The organism is Microcystis aeruginosa LEGE 91341, assembly GCF_015206885.1.
Lineage (GTDB): Bacteria > Cyanobacteriota > Cyanobacteriia > Cyanobacteriales > Microcystaceae > Microcystis > Microcystis aeruginosa_H.
Window position 1 is genome coordinate 13862 of record NZ_JADEXY010000018.1, and the last position, 20237, is coordinate 34098.

Genomic DNA, 20237 nt, shown 5'->3' on the forward strand with positions numbered 1-20237 from the left:
ACGGGAAAGTTATTCTCTAACAATTATTAATTACCAGTGACTCCTACCTTTCATCTGTAATGATTTATCTATTGACGGTTAACTACAATTGCGCGGAATTAATTAAGCGTTTAATCGCTTCCCTCAACGATAACTTATCTGCTACTCTTATCATTGTTAACAATTCCACTGAAGATAAAAATATCCAATCTTTAGCAGCGGAAAGAGTCAATATTATTGAAGCGGGGGAAAATTTAGGATTTGGGAAAGGATGTAATCTAGGACTTAATTGGATTTATCAACAAGACAGAGAAGCTATCGCTTGGTTAGTTAATCCCGACGCTTACTTATTACCAGACTCTCTGGAGAAAGCAAGCAAATTTTTTCAGCAATATCCCGAAGTTGCCATCGCTGGTACAGAAATTTACGAACCGGATGGTAAAATCTGGTTTGGTTGGGGAAAATTTAATGCTAAAATCGGCACAATTAACGTGGTAGAGGAATCCTTAGACTATGGAGATAAACCCTATCTTATTCCTGACTGGGTGACGGGATGCAGTTTATTAATTAACTTCTCTAATTTTTCCACTTGTCCCCATTTTGATCCCGATTACTTTCTCTACTACGAAGACTTTGATTTTTCCCGAAGATACGCAAATCAAGGCTATTTAGTTGTTGTTACCAATCAGATTAAAATCATTCATGAACCATCTTCTATTACCCGTCGCTATGGTTATCTAAGACTAACCCATAATATCTATGGTTATCTTCTCAGTCTCGAAAAACATACGACTTTAACTCTCCTTGTTTATCGCTTGCTGCGGATGAGTTTTATGTCTTTACTGATCCTTCCCATTAAACCAAAATTCTCCCTAGCTAAGTTAGAAGGAATTCAACTCTATTGTCAAAGAATTATCACTAAACTGCGTCTAGGTTAAAACCCTTATTTTTGCCGCTTCAGGCAGTATTCATACTATAGCGTTTTTCAGTCTGCTGAGGTACAAAAGTTAAGTATCTAAGCACAATTAATTAGGGTTTGCGACAAAAAGTTTTTCGTGGGGGCAGGGTGTGGGGGGAGTGGGAATTATGAATTATGAATTGGGGAGACCACTTCGTGCGCGACGTTCGGCGACGCTCAGTCGAGCCGTTGCGGGGAGAAGTGGGGAAATTGAACTAAAACCCCAAAACCCCAAAACCCCAACCCGCAAAACCTGTCTCCTGTCTCGACTAGGAAATTAATTTTGCTTCGGTACTTATGGGTTTTAGGCAAAGAGCAAAAGGAAAAAGAGAAGAAAAATAGGCGTACCTCACTAGCTTAGGAAACGCTATAAATTCTGTTTAAAAGCTATGGGAAAGGGGGGAGTGGCTTATCTCCAATTCCCCCTCTCCTATCCCTTGATTCTTCAGCCACAGCGGCCGACCCCGCTTGATTGTAAAGATTTGTTTAGCTTGACCAGAGGTTGATAGTGCATAGGTTAGGATGAATCTTAAATGGATTCAAAATGAATTTTAAATGAATTCAAGATGAGCCAATCTGGTGAACTGTCGTATTTTAATCATGGAGTTGCCATTTTGTGAGTAAGAAATGGTTCGCGGATAACAGTTTGTCGATCGGGCGGACTCCTCTAGTGCGCCTTAATCGAATCGTTGGCAACAATCACGCCACGGTTCTGGCCAAGATTGAAGGTCGTAATCCAGCCTATTCGGTCAAATGTCGTATTGGTGCGGCCATGATCTGGGATGCGGAACAACGGGGACTATTGGGGCCGGGCAAAGAACTGGTGGAACCCACCAGTGGCAATACAGGCATCGCCCTGGCCTTTGTAGCCGCCGCTAAGGGGATTCCCCTGACCCTGACCATGCCTGAAACCATGAGCTTAGAGCGGCGCAAACTGTTGCTCGCCTATGGAGCCAATTTGGTGTTAACAGAAGGGACTAAAGGCATGACCGGAGCGGTGGCAAAGGCAGAAGAAATTGCCGCATCTAATCCCGATCGCTATGTGTTGTTGCAACAGTTCCGCAATGCTGCCAATCCCCGCATCCATGAGGAAACCACCGGCCCCGAAATTTGGCAGGACACAGATGGGGCGATCGATATTCTCGTGTCGGGTGTGGGAACGGGCGGAACCATTACGGGAGTTTCGCGCTACATCAAAAAAACCCAAGGAAAACCGATTTTATCGATAGCGGTGGAGCCAGAAGCCAGCCCGATACTATCCCAAGCTAGGGCAGGTCAGCCCCTAAAGTCCGGCCCTCACAAAATTCAGGGCATTGGGGCGGGGTTTATTCCCGAAGTTCTGGATTTATCCCTCGTGGATGGGATTGAAACCGTTTCCAACGAAGAGGCCATTCTTTATGCCCAAAGATTGGCTAAGGAAGAAGGGATTATCTCCGGCATTTCCTGCGGTGCCGCCGCTGCCGTCGCCGCTCGTTTGGGACAACAACCCGAACACCAAGGCAAAACCATTGTCGTGATTTTGCCAGATTCCGGAGAACGGTACTTGAGTTCCATCCTGTTCCAAGGGGTATTTAATGAGCAAGGGTTAGTGGCTTGACATCCTCGCCGCCCTAAAAGTGCGGCGATTCCTAAACCTCACGATTTAAGTTTCTGCTTCCACCACCGTCGCATACCACAGTTAAAAAACCATGTACTGTCTTACACAGAGTCCACAGACTTTCGCCCCATTTCAGAAGCCCGATTCCGTGTGTCCCACGGTACGTTGACCGCCTATAGCTTCTTGTACTTGTTGCGCGCGACTTTTTACCCGGCCAAGCTTTTCTGGTCGGAACCCCCTAAGCCGAGTTTTCAAGGTGCTGCGCCGTCCACTTGGTTTTCGAGACTGGCCTTTTAATTCTAACGTAAAGCCGCCGTTCTACGGCGGGGTTTCAGACCCAAAATTTCCCATGACGAGCAAGTATCCGAGCAGTTCCAGCGCTCTCTCCCAACCGACCCTGTCCTTGGATCTCGATGAGATTATCGCTCAATTGTCCAAACCTCGTGGCGAGTCGTTCCACAGTTGGTATCAATCACGAAACCATTTCCCCTTGCCCTCCCGTGAGGCCTTATTTCGGATTGTTGATCGACTGCGTGCCGTTCTTTTTCCCTATCACTTTGGCAATCCCGATTTAGGCGAAACATCCAGCCGCTATTTTATCGGTCATACCCTCAATGAAGTCTTGCAACTGCTGCATCATCAGGTTTGTCGCGAACAGTGGTTGCTGGGGTCACAGTTGCACTTAGAGGCAGACCAGATTGAGACACACGCCCAAGGGACGGTACAAGCCTTTGCCACTCAATTACCCCATCTGAAAGCTCTACTGGAAACCGATATCACGGCGGCCTATCGAGGTGATCCGGCGGCCAGAAATTTAGATGAAGTGTTGTTTTGTTATCCCGGAGTAACGGCCATCACTTATCACCGCATTGCCCATGCCCTGTATCGGTTGGAATCGCCCCTGTTGGCGCGGATTATCAGTGAAATTGGTCATTCCTTAACGGGGATTGACATTCACCCCGGCGCCTCGATTGGCAATAGTTTCTTTATCGATCATGGGACGGGGGTGGTGATTGGGGCCACCACGGTGATTGGCGACCGCGTGCGCCTTTACCAAGCGGTCACGCTCGGGGCGAAAAGTTTTCCCCGGGACGAATCGGGCAGTTTAATCAAAGGTCAAGCCCGTCATCCGATTATTGAAGATGATGTGGTGATTTACTCAGGTGCAACGATTCTCGGTCGGGTAACTATCGGTCGGGGTGCCACCATCGGTGGAAATGTTTGGTTAACCCGCAGTGTGCCGCCGGGGGGTTTTATCTCCCAGGCGCAACTACGACAGGAAATGTTTGATGACGGCTCTGGAATTTGAGGGGCTGTCCGGGCTGTAAATGTTCGGCCATGACAGTCGCTTTGTTACTTTTTCTTAAATTGGAGGATTTAACTCGATGACGTATAGCCAAGATCATGAATTGCAACTGGCTTTGGGAGATGCTGCCGCTCGGCAGTTAGCCAATGCCACGAAGACCGTTCCTCAGTTATTGACCATTTCACCCCGGTGGTTCGTTCGCCTCTTGCATTGGCTACCCGTTGAGGCGGGGATTTATCGTCTCAATAAAGTCAGGGATGCTTCCCGGGTTGAGGTGGCCTGCTCTGAACGAGACGAGCGGGAGCTGCCCGAAACCTTTGTGGATTACGAAGAGACCCCCCGGGAGTATTTCTTGAGTGCGGTGAATACGGTACTGGATGTTCACACTCGCGTGTCCGATCTCTACAGCAGTCCCCACGATCAGATCCATGAACAATTGCGGCTGACGATCGAAACCCTGAAGGAACGTCAAGAAAATGAGTTGATCAACAACCATGAGTATGGATTGCTGAACAATATTGTTGATTCCCAGAAAGTACAACCTCGCAATGGTGCGCCCACGCCGGACGATTTGGATGAGTTGCTGGTCAAGGTGTGGAAGGAACCGGCATTTTTCCTCGCCCATCCTAAAGCGATCGCCGCCTTTGGCCGAGAAGCAACCCGACGGGGTGTACCCCCTGCTACGGTGTCATTATTCGGGTCTCAGTTTATTACTTGGCGGGGCGTGCCTTTGATTCCTTCCGATAAGTTGGCCGTGAATGAGCAAGGCAAAACCAATATTTTGTTATTGCGGGTAGGAGAAAGCCGTCAAGGGGTAGTCGGTCTTTATCAGCCCAATTTACCCGGTCAACAGGGAGTTGGCTTGTCGGTGCGATTTATGGGGATTAGTCGCAAGGCGATCTCCTCTTACCTGGTCTCCCTCTACTGTTCGTTGGCAGTGTTGACCGACGACGCGGCGGCCGTACTGGAGAACGTTGATGTCAACCAATACCACATCTACGACTATGACTAACCCTGAACTGATCCGGTGAAAAGGCGGGGGGGAATTCCCCGCCCACCACTGCCCTAACTGAGGTCGAGAACATTTCTCTTAAACCCTTATTCCAACCTGATCTTCTTGAGCATCTCGCCCAGACGATAATTCAAGAACTACAACGGCACGACCTTGGAGCGTCGCGGGCCAAGGGGTTGAGTACAGACCGGGATGATCTGGTGCCATCCACGGCAGCCACCTCCCCGGCTGCTGTGGGCGAACGGCCTACAGTTCCCTTCGACGTAGCTCAGGGTAAACCCTTTACTGTACCCTTAGCCACCCCCTCTTTCTACTTCATCGAAGAGTTAGAAACAAAAATCCCCGACCTTCCGGCGGTAGTGGCCAAACCGGGCCAGCTTGTTCAAGTCCCAGCGATCGATCCCCTTTTTGTCCCCCAGGCAAGCGGGCGAAGCGTTCAACGACCTAGCTTCTTTGATGTTGATACCATTCGCCTGGATTTTCCCATCCTGCAAGAACGGGTGAATGGCAAACCCTTGATCTGGTTCGACAATGCCGCAACAACTCAAAAGCCCCAAGCAGTCATCGATCGCCTCGTTCATTTCTACAGCCATGAAAATTCCAATGTGCATCGTGCCGCCCATGAATTAGCGGCTCGCGACCCGGATGCTTACGAAGCGGCCAGAGAAACGGTACGCCGTTTTCTCAATGCCTCCTCTGTCAACGAAATCATTTTCGTGCGGGGAACAACGGAAGGCATTAATCTGGTGGCAAAAAGCTGGGGACAACAAACCCTACAAGCGGGGGATGAGATTGTCCTCACCCATCTAGAACACCATGCCAATATTGTGCCTTGGCAGCAACTAGCCGCCCAAACGGGAGCAAAATTGCGGGTTGTCCCCGTCGATGACCACGGGCAGATTTTACTGGCAGAGTACCAACAATTACTCAACTCCCGCACAAAACTGGTGGCTTTTTCCCATGTTTCCAATGCCTTGGGAACCATTACCCCGGCTAAACAAATCATTGACTTAGCCCATCGGGTCGGGGCCAAAGTCTTGTTAGATGGCGCTCAATCGGTTTCCCACATTCCGATCGATGTTCAACAATTAGGGTGTGATTGGTTCGTCTTTTCCGGACATAAAGTCTTTGGTCCCACAGGGATCGGGGTACTTTATGGTCAAGAAGACCTGTTGAATGCCACGGTTCCCTGGCAAAGCGGCGGCAACATGATCGTGGATGTGACGTTTGAGCGCACCGTGTATCAGGCGGCTCCCACTCGTTTTGAGGCCGGAACGGGCAATATTGCCGATGCCGTTGGCTTAGGGACGGCCTTGGATTATGTTCAGCAGATTGGTTTGACCACCATTGCCAATTACGAGCATGAACTTCTGGAGTACGCCACTGCGGGACTGACAACCATCCCGGGCTTGCGTTTGATTGGGACGGCAGCCGATAAGGCTGCCGTGCTTTCCTTTGTGCTGGAGGGATTTGATGTGGAAGTGATTGGACAGGCCCTGAATCGGGAAGGGATTGCCGTGCGGGCAGGCCATCACTGCGCTCAACCCATTCTGCGACGCTTTGGTCTAGAGGCAACGGTGCGCCCTTCCTTGGCTTTCTACAATACTAAGGCCGAAGTGGATGCGCTGGTGGCCGCGTTGGAACGTCTGCAACACCAATAAACTGACGGTCATGGGTGGGGCAGCTTGTACACCTATTCCAGTTCCCCTATAGCGGTAAGCGCTTGAGTGAGATACAAACCAAGCTTTGCCTAGCATGGTTTATAGCTCGTGACACTGTACCTCATACGACTGCACACCGCTATAAACTGCCACCTATTTAAAATGTATAGGAGGGTGGAGAGCGGGTTTTTCAAGTTGGATTGGGAGTTAATTAGGGCTTGCTGAATAATGGTAAAACCCTTTTAAAATAAGGCTTTTGACCTGTTAAAGTCCGATGTTCATGCTGCGAAAATAGGATTGGGACTTTCAAAAACCTTGCATTATCCTTCTTGTAGTACATCGCTTGGTACAAAAAACAAGGGCAACAAAGCCTGAAACGACCGGCTACTGACTCCTGACTCCTGACTCCTGACTCCTGACTCCTACCCCCAGGAAAAACTTTTTCAGCAGACCCTAATTATCTTATTAAAAACGGATTTGTCTGACTTTCCTAGGAAGGCTGATAAATACTCAACTACAATCTGGCACTAATAATTTTTGATCATTAATTCTCTACCAGATGCTGCCGCTCCTTGTTTATAATTATTCATGCCATACTGAAGATTCCACTCGATAATATGGGCAAAATTAAAGAGTTTTCGTATCTCTGGACAATCATCGTAGGTAATTAACCATTTAGCCTGACATTGACGCATATTATCGGCAAAACGTTGATGATCGAAGCTGGTATGTAAATTACCTCTTACACCGTACAAACGGGATTTTGTGGCAGTATAGTAGGGGGGATCGAGAAAGATAAAAACTTCTTTTCCCTCAGCAAATAATAATTCTTCGTAGTCTTGATTAGTAATTTTTACCGATGCTAATAACGGCGCAATTTGAGTTAATCTAGCCATTGATGAATCAGTAAATCTACTGGTAAAAGCCGCTTGAGAATACCCCCCCGAATCGACTGTTCCCGAAAAAGTAATCCGATTTAAGATAAAAAAACGCACTGCTTTCTCAAAGTCGGTTAACTTTAAATCTTCCCTTGTCAAATCTTGAAATAATTCTCGTCCGCTATCATATTTCTGTTTAATTTCTGTTATTTTTGCTACCAATAACTCAATATTTTCTTGAGCGCATTGCCAGAAACAATACAAATCATAATTTAAGTCATTAATCCAATAGGTTTTTATTTGTTGCTCAAAGAGTTGTTTAACAGCAAAAAACACTGAACCACCACCAAAAAAAGGTTCTCGATATTCCCTAATATTCACAGGAATTTGCGGCAGAATTTGCTTAATCGCCCGGGATTTCCCCCCCGGATAACGCAAGGGACTTTTAATTTTTGACATTTTATACTAAATCCGTTTGTTATTGAATTTCTTCTAACGACCAAGTTAGTCCTCGTGTTTCTCCCCAGACTTCTACTTACTTTGTCTAGCTTGACTAACTTTTAACCAGGCAAAGATTTGTTGTGGAGTCAGTGTCAACTGAACCCCTGCAATTACCTTAAGCTGGTGATCCCCTCTGCAAACTTCCGGCTCTTGTTGGGGAGTAAACATTAAAACAGAATAATCATCTGGATCAAGCATCCATCCTAATTTACTGCCATGTTTTAAACAGTGTAGAATGTTGTCAATTACACGGTTTACCTTTTGATCCGGTGAAAGAATTTCGATAGTCCAATCAGGTGCTTCCCTAAAGTCGTCCTCTGGTTCACCTGCTTGATTGAGGTTAATTCGATTCCATGCAATTACCGCCACATCAGGAACGATCGAACGCTCGCCGAAGGTACATCGCAACTCAGGTAAGGCTGTATAATCAACAGTGTGGCTGTCAACCGCAGCTAAAAGACGTTTTTGCAGGATAGAGTGTCGAGTCTTAGGCATGGGTTTCTGAATTGCGACTCCATGCAAGTATTCCCATGCTGGAGAATCCTCCAAATATGGCAATTTGAGGAAATCTTCAAGGGTGAGACTCTCAGTCAAGGAAGTCGTCATCGGTTCAAGCAAAGGTTTTTTTTGTGACTTTATTATAAATGAACTTTATCTGGGTTGCTTACCGACGATTCAGGTATATTTGAGGAGAATTGGCCATCTCAATCAAATGGGTCGATTTCTTAACTATTCTGGCTCTTCGTTACTTGTTATGGTTCGATAGGGGGGCATAAATTGACTAAATCCTTCTCTGGCAAGAGACTTAATTGATGAGTTCGCTCTAGATTAAAAACAATTGACAAAAATCGCCAAATGCCTTTCTAAATAAGGGTTACATCTCTTATAACCCCAGTCCATTGCATAACACAAACCGAAGAACCACTATTCTGACTGACTGGTATCACTGGAAATACCCACAGAGATCACAAAATTGGCCAATTGTCAATAGCTTTTCAGATGCTCTCACCTTGGTTATGGCGCTTCCCACTCTTTCTTTTCTAGTTCTTTAGCAAAGTGATTAAATATTAACCCAACTTCTTCCAATCCTAACCCTTCTTCTCGACTTATTTCTTCGATACTAGAATTTTTTACTCTCTCATAAATCATCGATTCATAGCGGATTGTATGATGCTGTCTTAATCTCATAAAACTCAATCTTTCGCCAATATACTTTTGGCACTTTTGACAATGAAACTGGCGGCGTGGCACTTCTAAATATACCGGATTGCCTAATATTGATAAATCTCTGACTAGATTATACTCTGTCTGATTGATTCTGTCCAAGATTTGATGGCAATTCGGACATTCAATTGTTTCATTTAAAAGAGCAAGCTTTAGGAAAATTGTCTGATCAATTTTTTGATAATTGACCACTGTTACATTTGGTAAATCGAGGAGTTGATCAAAATTTATCCACATAACTCACCTCCGGTTCTGTATTGCCATTATACCATGCTCACATAGAACCTACTAATTAGTTGGGACGAAATGCAACAAAACAGGTTATTTATTTTATGTCCCATAATACTTGCTGCTAAATCCTACAGATAGTGGTGCGCCATCATACTGACAAGATACACTGATCTTTAACTTTCTCTTGTGGTCGTAATAAGTGTGGAAGTGTGTTTGTGTACGAGCTAGTTCTAGCTCAGATGGGTTAATACTAAGTATTCCTAAAATCACCTCAGAATCGAACGGTCGGATCTGACTCCAAGGTGCAGTTTTTTTTAGTTCAATATCTACATAATTAATAAAATTTCCTTCTGCCTCTAACAGCATATTAGCTTGCTCGGAGTCAATGATAATGTTGCCTACTTTATTGGGTTTACCGCCAACTGCCCTTGCCGCATCTGCGATAGACATCCCCATATACTGAAAAGGGCGATGGAAGGGTGAACTCAGCACATATAAGCCATAATCAATAGCTGCTCTATTTATGGCATCTCCAAGTGTCAATGTTCCGAGATAATCACCGTTTTTAGAAGCAACAGTGGCGTGTGAATTAACTATTGAAACAATTTGGCTAGGTAATATGTTTATAGCTTTCTCAAACTGATTTTGGATAGGAACTGGAATTGAGACTGTTTGTTGTTCCTGCCAATTTTTATTATGTGAACGGAGAAAATCCTGCGGAAAAGACCAATAGAAACAACTGTTTTGACAATCAACGACAATCAGGAATGTTGGATTTGGTTGAAGTAACCAATAATTGAGGGTTGCAACTTTAATGGGAACTGTAATTAAATTACTTTCTAATTTGGCTTCTTCTTTCCCTTTACATTGAATATTAAACAACTTTCCAGTTGGGTGTCCCCCCTGCATAATTTCACAAATGAAGTCGATACCTAAATCTCTCTCTTGAGGGACAGGAATAACGTTGCAGAATTCAACAAAAAAAGAACTGAGTAGATCGGCAGCAGTGACACCGATCTTTTGAGAATTAGTACGTTTAGGTAACCTGGTCATTGTGGCACTTGAGATTTTCCTACAATTTTAACTCAGCTTCAATTGAGAGGGACGGCAGGTAATGAACATCAATGCTGATTTAGCAGCCTAACTATTTATTAGACTGACAGTTTCCGTCTAAAATCACGATTTAGGGTGATTGGACTGACAACTTCATTGTACTTCCAATGGCGATCAACGACTAACAAAGTTCATACTATTTCACGAAAATGTTCGCCAGCATAACCAATTAGATTAACCATCTACTTAACCGTTGGTTTGCGGAATTTGGAGGGAGAGGGAAAATATTCTACCCGTTCATTCTTCAGCGCTTGTGCCATGAAATCGCGCCAAATGGGAGCGGCAAAACCACCACCGGTGATACCTTTACCTAAAGTGCGGTTTCGGTCATCTCCAATCCACACTGCGGTGGCTAATTGGGGAACATAACCGACAAACCAGACATTTTTCTCGTTATCGGTAGTACCGGTTTTTCCCGCTGCCGGACGACCGATTTGGGCCGAAGTAGCTGTTCCCCCCTGAATAACTCCCTGTAGGACAGAATTGAGGGAAGCGGTAGCCCAGGGGTCTAAAACTAGCTTCGGTTTGGGTGTATTATCGAGCATGACGTTACCCCGGCTATCAGTAACACGCATGATAAAGGTAGGCTCGGAATGCCAGCCATTACTGGCAAAAGTAGCGTAGGCCCCCGCCATTTCCAGAGGGGTCACATCTACGGATCCCAAAGGTAAAGAGGTGACGGCAATTAAAGGACTCTCGAAACCCAGCAGACGACAGACTTCAATGACTTTATTCAACCCGACACGACGACCAAGAATAACCGCGGGAATATTCAGAGACTGCATCAGAGCGCTACGCAGGGAAACCGGACCAGAAAAGCCGCCACCGTAGTTTTTTGGGCTATAGAAGCCGCCGGCCTCGCGAAAACGGACGGGAGCATCATTAACCACCGTTTCGGGGGTAAAACGACCACTAGCGAAGGCAGTATAATAAACGAAAGGTTTAAAAGCTGACCCCGGTTGACGACGGGATTGAATGGCCCGGTTTAATTGACTTTTATTGTAATCAACGCCACCAACGAGCGCCTTGACGAAATGGGTGCGCGGATCCACCGCAACTAGAGAAATTTGTAGGTCTTTGGTGCGAATACCGCGACCACGCAAGCTATTATAGGCCTTTTGAATGGTGGACTCGGCCATGTTTTGAAAGTCGAGATCGATTGTGGTTTGAATCCGCATTCCCCCTTTAGTTAGGGTTTCTTTGCCAAATTTTTGCCGCAATTCTGCCACCACTGCATCGGTAACGTAGGGTAATTTACTTTCTTGCCAAGCGGTGGGTTTACCCAGTTTCAGCGGTTCCTTTAAAGCGGCCTCCTCCTGTGCGGGGGTAATCCAACCTAAGCTACGCATCCGACTGAGAACCAGTGCCTGTCTTTCCTTGGCGGTTTTATAATTATTAAAAGGACTATAAACTTCCGGCGCTTGGATTAATCCGGCCATCATCGCCGATTCTGCTAAATTTAACTCGGAGGCGGGTTTATTAAAATAACTTTTAGCGGCGGTTTGGACTCCATAATTATTATGACCCCAATAGATATTATTGAGGTACATTTCCAGAATGTCATTTTTGCTAAAAACCTGTTCTACTCGTACTGCTAGGACTGCTTCGGCTAATTTACGGCTAACGGTGCGAGCATGGGAAAGAAAGATATTTTTGACTAACTGCATGGTGATGGTAGATGCACCTTCCACCACACCGCCACTTTTCCAGTTAGCGACTACTGCCCGACCGATACTATTAGGATTAATACCACGATGGTGATAAAAATGGCTATCTTCGATCGCCATCACTGCGCGTTTTAGATTGGGAGAGATTTGATCGAGTTCCACCACTTCCCGATTCGCTTCCCCGTGTAAGCCGGTCAGGGGTCTGCCTTTAACATCGTAGATATAACTGGTTTCTGTGGGAACGTAACCGCGTAAAATCCTCACATCGGGTAGATTGCGGTAACTAATCGCTAATCCTACCACAGCCCCCGTCACCACGGCCGTGGATACCATCAAAAGGCCGAGAGCGGTTCCCCCTGCGACTCTGGAGACTCCTTGGAAAAAGCTATCGGGGGAACTACTGGACTGCTGCTCTTTATCTTGATTGCCGAGGGTACTGGTGGACACGATGGTTACAATTTCCTTTTTCCAAGAGGGTACTGATCGATCGAACTGGCTTGAAAGTCTATTCTAAAGGTTTTGTTAAAAAATCGAATACTAGCTTACAGCAATTATGGCCGATCTGGCTCTAGTTTCGATCGGCCATGGCAGGGGGATTAGGAGCAGCATAGTTACATATCAGGGACAAAACAGGGTATCGCGGGTATTTCTGCCAGTTATGGGGTTAGTTCCTGTGGCTATCTCACAAAGATATTTTTCCACATCAGAGCGAATAATTGCATCGGTAAAATCGGCCCCGTCGATAATTGCACCTTTGATTAAAATGTTAGTGGCAAAAGCTCCTTCGAGAACGGCATTGGTAAAGTTGGCTCTGGTTAAACGGGCCGATTCTAAATCCACGTTTCTCATATTGGCATCGCTAAAGTCGGCCCCCTCCAAGTTGGCAGAAAAAAAGCGCACTCCTTCCAGATTGGCATGACTGAAGTTACTACCGCGCAGATTAGAGTGATCGAAGGTGGAATCGCGCAAATCCTGCCCCGCAAAGTCGTTATCGGTCAAATTACGGTTATTATAACTTAGCGCTTGGGCTGGAGCCAAGAAAGATAATAATACTAATATACTAGCAAACAAGGTTAGTAGAGTTTTGCGAGAAAATTGCGCCATATTGCCACCTGATCAATCAACCTTTTCTATAATAAGCTGTACTGGATTTAAACCGCATATCGGGAATTTTAGTACAAATGCTCGAACTGGCCGCCCCCCTATAGTTTCTGCACAGGATTTATTATCATTAGACCTCTTGCATAATTAATTTTTGATGGTTCAAAAACGGCAAAAATAAGAATTAAACTGCCTAAAATCTGTAAATAGACCATTTATTTAATTATTATTCATTCTTAATTCTCCTGACGACCGGCTCCTGACGACCGGCTCCTGGCTACTGGCTACTGGCTACTGACTCCTAACCCTAACAACAATTTTTAGTTTTCACAAGAGGTCTATTACCCGGCACTCGTTGACAATTATCCCCGGATTTACCAAGAGCGATCGATCTGCTAGATTTTTGATGTTGGATATCTTAGATAGATATGGCTGGTCATAGTAAATGGGCAAATATTAAACGACAAAAAGCCCGGGTTGATGCCAAAAAAGGGCAAACTTTCACCCAGTTATCCCGGGCCATTATCGTGGCTACGCGTAACGGTGTTCCCGATCCGGCGGGCAATTTTCAGCTACGCACGGCGATCGAAAAAGCCAAGGCGGCCGGTATTCCTAATGACAATATCGAAAGAGCGATCGCTAAAGGGGCGGGAACTTGGGAAAATGACTCAGCTTTTGAGGAAATTCGCTACGAGGGTTATGGTCCCGGGGGTGTGGCGATCCTGATCGAAGCACTGACCGATAATCGCAATCGCACGGCGGCGGATCTGCGGGCGGCTTTTAGCAAAAATGGCGGTAATTTAGGTGAAACGGGCTGTGTGGGCTGGATGTTTGACCATAAGGGGGTAATTCGCCTTGAGGGAACTATTGATGAGGATCAGCTTTTAGAAGCTTCCCTAGAGGGCCAGGCCCAATCCTACGAGTTTTTTGACAGCGAGGAGGAAGGTCAAGGAGCAGAAGTTTTTACTGAGGTGTCTAACCTGGAGAGATTGAATAAGGTTCTGCAAGCAGCGGGATTTAAGGTCAAAGAAGCAGAATTACGCTGGATTCCCACTAATACCCTAGAAGTAAGCGATCGAGACCAGGCCCGTTTTTTATTCAAGTTAATCGACACCCTAGAATCCCTTGATGATGTGCAATCGGTAACGGCTAATTTTGATTTAGTCGAGGAATTGATGTTAGGGGATCTGTGATCCTAAATTCCTAGGCAGTGATCACTGATCAGATTTGAGTTTTCAGTGAGGGTTATGAAGTGAGAGTAAGTAGTTGGACAATCTTGATTAGGGACTTGCGCTTTGATAATGTACCTTTTGGGCGAACGCAGTTCGCCCCTACATTGTGAACAAAATCCGTTACTGTAGGGGCGCAAAGCTTGCGCCCTCCGATCGATTGGGATATTATTCCCACGCAAGTCCCTTACTGATCACTGATTACTGATTCTGGGCCTGATCAAGAGATAATCTGTCCCCAAAATCCCGTAAAAATTCGGGTTCCGTCTTTGAGAATATGAATTTCTACTTGATCCGATGCCCAATTAATCTGATCTTCCAGAGCGGGATTGAGGAGGTGAATCCGTTGATTGCTAGAAGAAACGGGAGAATCGGAGGAATGAATAGCGAGGGATTCCATATAGGCCCCATCCACCAAAATATCTAACTGGGCCAATAATTCTTGAGAGTGGGGCGGTGCTTGGGTTGAGCGCAATTGTTCGATCGTAAATCCCGTGAAGGACATCACATTTAAGCCTTTTTCCTTAACATATTTAGCTAATTCTGTCAAGGCTTTTGCTTGCCAAAAAGGTTCACCCCCGGAGAAAGTTAGGCCGCTATTGCGGGGATTAGCCAAAATTTTGGCAGCTAGAGACTCAACAGTAATTAATTGATTGATCTCGAAGGACCAGGAAGCTTGATTAAAACAACCCCGACACTCGCGAGAACAACCCTGTACCCAGACCACGGCCCGACAACCGGGACCGTTAACAGCGGATTCATCCACATAGCCCATGATATTGAGATGATGGGCGGGAATTTGTGCTAATTCGGCAGCAATAGTCAGACTCATCGCTTATAATCCTCGATCGATTCCTATCTTTTTCATGCTAGAGAAAAAACGACAAAAATCGATCGCTCTGGCCATGATTTTTAACCTTTGACACACATCACCTGCTTGAGAGTGGCGACAATTTCCACTAGATCCGCCTGTTGATTCATCACCTGTTGGATCGGTTTATAGGCCCCCGGAATCTCATCAATAACCCCCTCATCTTTGCGGCATTCAACCCCTTGGGTTTGGGCGATTAAATCATCAAGAGTAAAGGTTTTTTTAGCCAGATTTCTCGACATCAAGCGCCCAGCCCCGTGGGAACAGGAACAGAAGCTATTATGTTCTCCTTTGCCTTTAACAATATAAGATTGCGCTCCCATGGAACCGGGGATAATACCATAATCGGTTTCTCTGGCGCGGACGGCTCCTTTGCGGGTGACATAAACCTCCTCCCCAAAATGAATTTCCTTTTCGGCATAATTGTGATGACAATTAACTACTAAGACGGGTTTAGTTGGTTTGCCTCCCGCTAGATGTTTTTCAACAATGCGTTTAAATCTAGCCATCATAATTTCCCGATTATAACGGGCATATTCCTGGGCCCATTGTAAGTCATGCCAGTAGGCGGTAAATTCTTCTGTACCGGCGACAAAGTAGGCCAGATCGAGGTCGGGTAATTTACATTCTGCTAGTTTGGCTAACTCTTTGGCGGTATTAATATGACATTGGGCCAGTTGATTACCAATACCTCTAGAACCGGAATGGAGCATTAACCAAACTTGATTTTCTGTATCTAAACAAATTTCGATAAAGTGATTACCACCCCCCAGAGAACCCATTTGTTTAAGGGCTTTTTTCTCTAGGTTTTGTACCCCTCGATGAATCTGTTTAAATTCCGCCCATTTTGGCCATTTGGTCACTTCCCGATCTACTTCTTTATTTTCAGCAAAACCGACGGGAATATTTTCTTCCACATCGAGGCGAATTTTTTTGAGTTTTCCCTGCAATTGTTCACCAGTGAAAGGCATTTTTAGGGCAGCCATGCCGCAACCGATATCGACTCCGACAGCGGCAGGAATTACGGCATCTTTGGTGGCAATCACCGAACCGACTAAGGCACCTTTACCCAAATGAACATCTGGCATTAAAGAAATGTGTTTATAAACAAAAGGTAGGGAAGCGACATTTTTGGCCATTTGGGTTTCTTGTGGTCCCAATTCATGGCCAGCCCAAGATAAAATCGGTGTCGGGGTGGAAAGTTCCAGAGTTTCGTAAGTCATATTTTTTATGAAATAATCAAATAAAAAGCCGATACAACCAAAATAACGCAATTGAGATTCTGCGATAAATTTAGATAAATTGTTATCGGCGATCGTGTTTTAGCACCAGAGGATAAGCTGTTGACTATCTAAATTACTCGCTCTGACTGCCCCCCGGGAGAATTTTTCACTTTCACCGCAGGTTTACCGACTACTGCAATACTACCAAAAAGGTTCGGATACCTACACTATCGAGAAAGCGGGGTTATTTTGCACTATAGAGATAACGAAGGAACTGATAGGGGTGGGTATCGCCTAAAAACCGAGTACAGTTCCGATTCTAGAAGTCACTATAAGTTGTATCGGAGCAGCACAAAGATTATGGGAAAAGTAGTTGGAATTGACTTAGGGACGACTAACTCCTGCGTCGCGGTTATGGAAGGGGGTAAACCCACCGTTATCGCCAACGCCGAAGGGTTTAGAACCACGCCCTCAGTCGTCGCCTACGCCAAAAGTGGCGATCGCTTAGTAGGACAAATCGCCAAACGTCAAGCGGTAATGAACCCGCAAAATACCTTTTATTCCGTCAAACGCTTCATCGGCCGGAAATTCAACGAAGTCACCAACGAAGCCACAGAAGTATCCTACAAAACTCTCCAGGACGGCAACGGCAACGTTAAATTAGACTGTCCCGCCCAGGGCAAACAATTCGCCCCCGAAGAAATTTCCGCCCAGGTACTGCGGAAACTGGTGGAAGATGCCAGTAAATACCTCGGCGAAACCGTTACCCAAGCAGTCATCACCGTACCCGCTTATTTTAATGACTCCCAACGTCAAGCCACCAAAGATGCCGGGAGAATTGCTGGGGTTGAAGTTCTCCGCATTATCAACGAACCCACCGCCGCTTCTCTTGCCTACGGATTAGACAAAAAAGCTAACGAAACCATTCTCGTTTTTGACTTGGGTGGGGGAACCTTTGACGTATCGGTTCTAGAAGTGGGTGATGGTGTTTTTGAAGTTCTCGCCACCTCTGGAGATACTCATCTCGGTGGTGATGACTTCGATAAAAAAATCGTTGATTATCTAGCCGGAGAATTCAAAAAAGTTGAAGGAATAGATCTCCGTCAAGATAAACAAGCCCTGCAACGTCTCACAGAAGCGGCAGAAAAAGCCAAAATTGAACTTTCTAGCGTTACCCAAGCGGAAATTAACCTGCCCTTCATCACCGCTACCGCCGAAGGACCAAAACACCTAGATACCACTTTAACTAGAGCTAAATTTGAGGAAATTTGCGCCGATTTAATCGATCGCTGTCGGATTCCCGTCGAAAATGCCATCCGTGATGCCAAAATCGATAAATCTGCCCTCGATGAAGTGGTTCTCGTCGGTGGTTCAACCCGGATTCCCGCCGTCCAGGAATTAGTTAAAAAAGTTCTGGGCAAAGATCCTAACCAAAGCGTTAACCCCGATGAAGTGGTAGCCGTCGGTGCTGCCATTCAAGGTGGTGTTCTCGCCGGTGAAGTCAAAGATATTCTTCTGCTTGATGTTTCGCCCCTGTCTTTGGGTGTGGAAACCCTCGGCGGTGTGATGACGCGGATTATTACCCGCAACACCACTATTCCCACCAAAAAATCGGAAGTTTTCTCCACAGCAGTGGATGGACAAACTAACGTGGAAATCCACGTCCTGCAAGGGGAACGGGAAATGGCCAAAGATAACAAGAGTTTGGGAACTTTCCGACTCGATGGCATCCCTCCCGCTCCTCGTGGTGTGCCTCAAATCGAAGTGGTTTTCGACATCGATGCTAACGGTATTCTCAATGTCACCGCTAAGGATAAAGGTACAGGAAAAGAACAATCGATCAGCATCACCGGCGCTTCTACCTTGCCCCAAAATGAAGTGGAACGCATGGTAAATGAGGCAGAATCGAACGCCTCGGTGGATAAGGAACGTCGCGAACGTATTGAACGCAAAAATCAAGCTGATTCCTTGGTTTATCAAGCTGAGAAGCAGTTGGAAGAGTTAGGCGATAAGGTTCCTCCATCTGAGAAAAATAAAGCCCAAGGGTTGATTAAAGACCTGAAAGAAGCGATCGCTCAAGACGATGATGGTAAGATCAAAACCATCCTACCGGAATTACAACAAGCCCTCTACGCGATCGGCAGCAGTGTGTATCAGCAAGGAGCCTCTAGCAATCCCCCCGGTGGCAATGATGACAATGGCCCCTCTGGTGGTGCTGGTGGTGGCGATGATGTCATCGATGCGGAATTCTCCGACGCTAAATAAAAATTAAGTTCTTAGCTTCGGGAAGGACACAAGGTAACTTGTGTCCTTTTTTTGTTGCAGCTTTCTTAAAGATAAGTCTGTCACCGAAAATTAGGACTAAACTTAAGTGAACCATCTTGGAGGACTAAGATTAAGAAAATGGAAATTTACCAATTTAGCGAACGCCAGACAATTATTATTGCTATTCTAGTCCTCTATCTCGGTAAGTATTTAACCAAAAATATCAAATTTCTACAATACCATAACATTCCTGATGCCGTTGCTGGTGGTGTCTTGGCTTCCTTATTTTTCGGTCTATTTTTTGCTGTTTTTAAATGGCAAATTGAATTTACCCTTAATGTTCGGGATGCCCTGTTAATCGTTTTTTTTACTACTATCGGTCTGTCCTCAAAACTAAAAACCCTGCTGCAAGGGGGGAAACCCTTGCTAATTTTATTGATAACTGCCGTGGTTTATCTCATTCTACAAAATTTAGCCGGTCTAGGAGTGGCAAAAGTGATGGGATTGGATTTACCCATCGGTTTGATTGCTGGTTCCGTTTCTTTGAGTGGGGGTCACGGGACTGCCATTGCTTGGGCTCCTATTTTTCGTGATAATTATGACATCGTCAAAGCAGCAGAAATCGGTGTAGCTAGTGCTACTTTTGGGCTAGTTTTAGGGGGAATTATCGGCGGACCGGTGGCTCGATGGTTAATTACGAAAAATCGACTGCGAGCCAATAATCAAGATCAAGATTTAACAGTGGGAATTAAACAAAGCCAGAGAAATGTCAATATCGATTACAATACAATGCTCCATTCAATCTTGGTGATTAGTTTAACTATCGGTTTGGGTATTCAGATTAACTACTGGGTAACTACCCTCGGTTTAAAATTACCAGATTTTGTCAGCTGTTTATTGGCAGGAATTATCCTGACTAATACCGTACCTTTGCTATTGAAACGCTTTCGTTGGCCTGCTAATACGCCCTCTTTAGCCTTAATTTCTGATGTTAGTCTCGGTTTGTTCCTATCTATGTCCTTGATGAGTTTACAATTATGGACATTGATTGATTTGGCCGGACCGATTGCTATCCTGTTATTAGTGCAGTTCTCACTCAGTATTATTTATACTGTTTTACTGGTCTTTCCCTTAATGGGAAAAAACTATCATGCCTCAGTAGTTTGCGCCGGTTATTTGGGTTTAACTCTAGGGGCAACTCCCACAGCGATCGCCAATATGACGGCGGTGACGGAACATTTTGGGGCTTCTCCCCAGGCATTTATTATTGTTCCTTTGGTGGGGGCATTTTTTATTGATTTGTTTAATGCTTTTATCATCCAGCAATTTTTGAATTTTCTTACTTAAAAATTTTCGCCAAATCAAGTAATTATTGAGGAAAGTTGACTAATCTTTTTCGACAAGATTGGCGAAAGCTTGCA

15 protein-coding genes and 2 pseudogenes are annotated in these 20237 nt (G+C 45.4%); 9 read left to right on the top strand and 8 right to left on the bottom strand.

Features of this window, described 5'->3' with window-relative positions; genetic code table 11:
- Positions 1 to 59 precede the first annotated feature (59 nt).
- The 6 genes and pseudogenes from IQ234_RS04750 (at position 60) to IQ234_RS04775 (ending at position 6513) form a co-directional block, all read left to right on the top strand.
- Complete coding sequence (locus IQ234_RS04750; RefSeq protein WP_193956227.1) at positions 60 to 917, top strand: glycosyltransferase; 858 nt, start codon at positions 60 to 62, stop codon at positions 915 to 917.
- A 148-nt stretch (positions 918 to 1065) separates the two neighbouring features.
- Complete coding sequence (locus tag IQ234_RS04755; RefSeq protein WP_193956228.1) at positions 1066 to 1218, top strand: hypothetical protein; 153 nt, start codon at positions 1066 to 1068, stop codon at positions 1216 to 1218.
- A 335-nt stretch (positions 1219 to 1553) separates the two neighbouring features.
- Complete coding sequence (gene cysK / locus IQ234_RS04760) at positions 1554 to 2534, top strand: cysteine synthase A (protein ID WP_193956229.1); 981 nt, start codon at positions 1554 to 1556, stop codon at positions 2532 to 2534.
- A gap of 349 nt (positions 2535 to 2883) precedes the next feature.
- On the top strand, positions 2884 to 3843 hold the full coding sequence (gene epsC, locus IQ234_RS04765) for a serine O-acetyltransferase EpsC (protein WP_193956230.1): 960 nt from the start codon (positions 2884 to 2886) through the stop codon (positions 3841 to 3843).
- 76 nt (positions 3844 to 3919) lie between these two features.
- A complete protein-coding gene (locus IQ234_RS04770; RefSeq protein ID WP_193956231.1) occupies positions 3920 to 4852 on the top strand; it encodes a family 2A encapsulin nanocompartment shell protein in 933 nt (310 codons plus the stop codon).
- Positions 4845 to 6513 (top strand): annotated as a pseudogene (locus IQ234_RS04775) (family 2A encapsulin nanocompartment cargo protein cysteine desulfurase). The gene IQ234_RS04770 and the pseudogene IQ234_RS04775 overlap by 8 nt, the downstream one beginning before the upstream one ends.
- Positions 6514 to 7040: 527 nt before the next feature.
- On the opposite strand, the gene IQ234_RS04780 reads toward IQ234_RS04775, so the two are convergent.
- The 6 genes and pseudogenes from IQ234_RS04780 to IQ234_RS04805 all read right to left on the bottom strand — a co-directional run bounded on the left by IQ234_RS04780 (position 7041) and on the right by IQ234_RS04805 (position 13231).
- Positions 7041 to 7850 (bottom strand): DNA adenine methylase, encoded by an 810-nt coding sequence (locus IQ234_RS04780; protein ID WP_193956232.1) that lies wholly within the window; start codon positions 7848 to 7850, stop codon positions 7041 to 7043.
- 72 nt (positions 7851 to 7922) lie between these two features.
- Positions 7923 to 8498: a Uma2 family endonuclease gene (locus IQ234_RS04785; RefSeq protein ID WP_061431414.1), complete on the bottom strand. Its 576-nt coding sequence runs from the start codon at positions 8496 to 8498 to the stop codon at positions 7923 to 7925.
- A gap of 411 nt (positions 8499 to 8909) precedes the next feature.
- Positions 8910 to 9353 (bottom strand): annotated as a pseudogene (locus tag IQ234_RS04790) (transposase family protein); the annotation flags it as partial.
- Positions 9354 to 9446: 93 nt separating this feature from the next.
- Positions 9447 to 10400: a DUF4365 domain-containing protein gene (locus tag IQ234_RS04795; protein WP_193956233.1), complete on the bottom strand. Its 954-nt coding sequence runs from the start codon at positions 10398 to 10400 to the stop codon at positions 9447 to 9449.
- Between the two features lie 242 nt (positions 10401 to 10642).
- The gene (locus IQ234_RS04800) at positions 10643 to 12574 is read right to left on the bottom strand and encodes a transglycosylase domain-containing protein (RefSeq protein ID WP_193956234.1); all 1932 of its coding nucleotides are present in this window, start codon (positions 12572 to 12574) and stop codon (positions 10643 to 10645) included.
- A gap of 171 nt (positions 12575 to 12745) precedes the next feature.
- Entirely contained in the window at positions 12746 to 13231 is a 486-nt protein-coding gene (locus tag IQ234_RS04805; protein WP_110578537.1) for a pentapeptide repeat-containing protein, read from the bottom strand.
- A 425-nt stretch (positions 13232 to 13656) separates the two neighbouring features.
- Here IQ234_RS04805 and IQ234_RS04810 point away from each other — a divergent pair, with 425 nt between their 5' ends.
- Positions 13657 to 14421, top strand: coding sequence for a YebC/PmpR family DNA-binding transcriptional regulator (locus tag IQ234_RS04810; RefSeq protein ID WP_193956235.1), 765 nt, complete (start codon positions 13657 to 13659; stop codon positions 14419 to 14421).
- A 256-nt stretch (positions 14422 to 14677) separates the two neighbouring features.
- On the opposite strand, the gene IQ234_RS04815 is transcribed toward IQ234_RS04810, so the two are convergent.
- Both IQ234_RS04815 and IQ234_RS04820 read right to left on the bottom strand, forming a co-directional pair.
- The gene (locus tag IQ234_RS04815) at positions 14678 to 15289 is read right to left on the bottom strand and encodes a 4Fe-4S single cluster domain-containing protein (RefSeq protein WP_193956236.1); all 612 of its coding nucleotides are present in this window, start codon (positions 15287 to 15289) and stop codon (positions 14678 to 14680) included.
- Positions 15290 to 15369: 80 nt separating this feature from the next.
- Positions 15370 to 16551 carry an RtcB family protein gene (locus tag IQ234_RS04820; protein ID WP_193956237.1) on the bottom strand — a complete coding sequence of 394 codons (1182 nt, stop codon included), beginning with the start codon at positions 16549 to 16551 and terminating at the stop codon, positions 15370 to 15372.
- 360 nt (positions 16552 to 16911) lie between these two features.
- On the opposite strand from IQ234_RS04820, the gene dnaK reads away from it, so the two are divergent.
- Both dnaK and gltS read left to right on the top strand, forming a co-directional pair.
- A complete protein-coding gene (gene dnaK, locus IQ234_RS04825; protein WP_193956238.1) occupies positions 16912 to 18816 on the top strand; it encodes a molecular chaperone DnaK in 1905 nt (634 codons plus the stop codon).
- A gap of 138 nt (positions 18817 to 18954) precedes the next feature.
- Positions 18955 to 20163: a sodium/glutamate symporter gene (gene gltS / locus IQ234_RS04830; RefSeq protein WP_193956239.1), complete on the top strand. Its 1209-nt coding sequence runs from the start codon at positions 18955 to 18957 to the stop codon at positions 20161 to 20163.
- Positions 20164 to 20237 lie beyond the last annotated feature (74 nt).

Coding starts and splice junctions, on each gene's coding strand:
- gltS (WP_193956239.1), top strand. CDS start 18,955: ATGGAAATTTACCAATTTAGCGAACGCCAGACAATTATTATTGCTATT.
- IQ234_RS04755 (WP_193956228.1), top strand. CDS start 1,066: ATGAATTATGAATTGGGGAGACCACTTCGTGCGCGACGTTCGGCGACG.
- IQ234_RS04805 (WP_110578537.1), bottom strand. CDS start 13,231: ATGGCGCAATTTTCTCGCAAAACTCTACTAACCTTGTTTGCTAGTATA.
- dnaK (WP_193956238.1), top strand. CDS start 16,912: ATGGGAAAAGTAGTTGGAATTGACTTAGGGACGACTAACTCCTGCGTC.
- IQ234_RS04780 (WP_193956232.1), bottom strand. CDS start 7,850: ATGTCAAAAATTAAAAGTCCCTTGCGTTATCCGGGGGGGAAATCCCGG.
- IQ234_RS04770 (WP_193956231.1), top strand. CDS start 3,920: ATGACGTATAGCCAAGATCATGAATTGCAACTGGCTTTGGGAGATGCT.
- IQ234_RS04820 (WP_193956237.1), bottom strand. CDS start 16,551: ATGACTTACGAAACTCTGGAACTTTCCACCCCGACACCGATTTTATCT.
- IQ234_RS04785 (WP_061431414.1), bottom strand. CDS start 8,498: ATGACGACTTCCTTGACTGAGAGTCTCACCCTTGAAGATTTCCTCAAA.
- IQ234_RS04815 (WP_193956236.1), bottom strand. CDS start 15,289: ATGAGTCTGACTATTGCTGCCGAATTAGCACAAATTCCCGCCCATCAT.
- IQ234_RS04750 (WP_193956227.1), top strand. CDS start 60: ATGATTTATCTATTGACGGTTAACTACAATTGCGCGGAATTAATTAAG.
- epsC (WP_193956230.1), top strand. CDS start 2,884: ATGACGAGCAAGTATCCGAGCAGTTCCAGCGCTCTCTCCCAACCGACC.
- IQ234_RS04810 (WP_193956235.1), top strand. CDS start 13,657: ATGGCTGGTCATAGTAAATGGGCAAATATTAAACGACAAAAAGCCCGG.
- IQ234_RS04795 (WP_193956233.1), bottom strand. CDS start 10,400: ATGACCAGGTTACCTAAACGTACTAATTCTCAAAAGATCGGTGTCACT.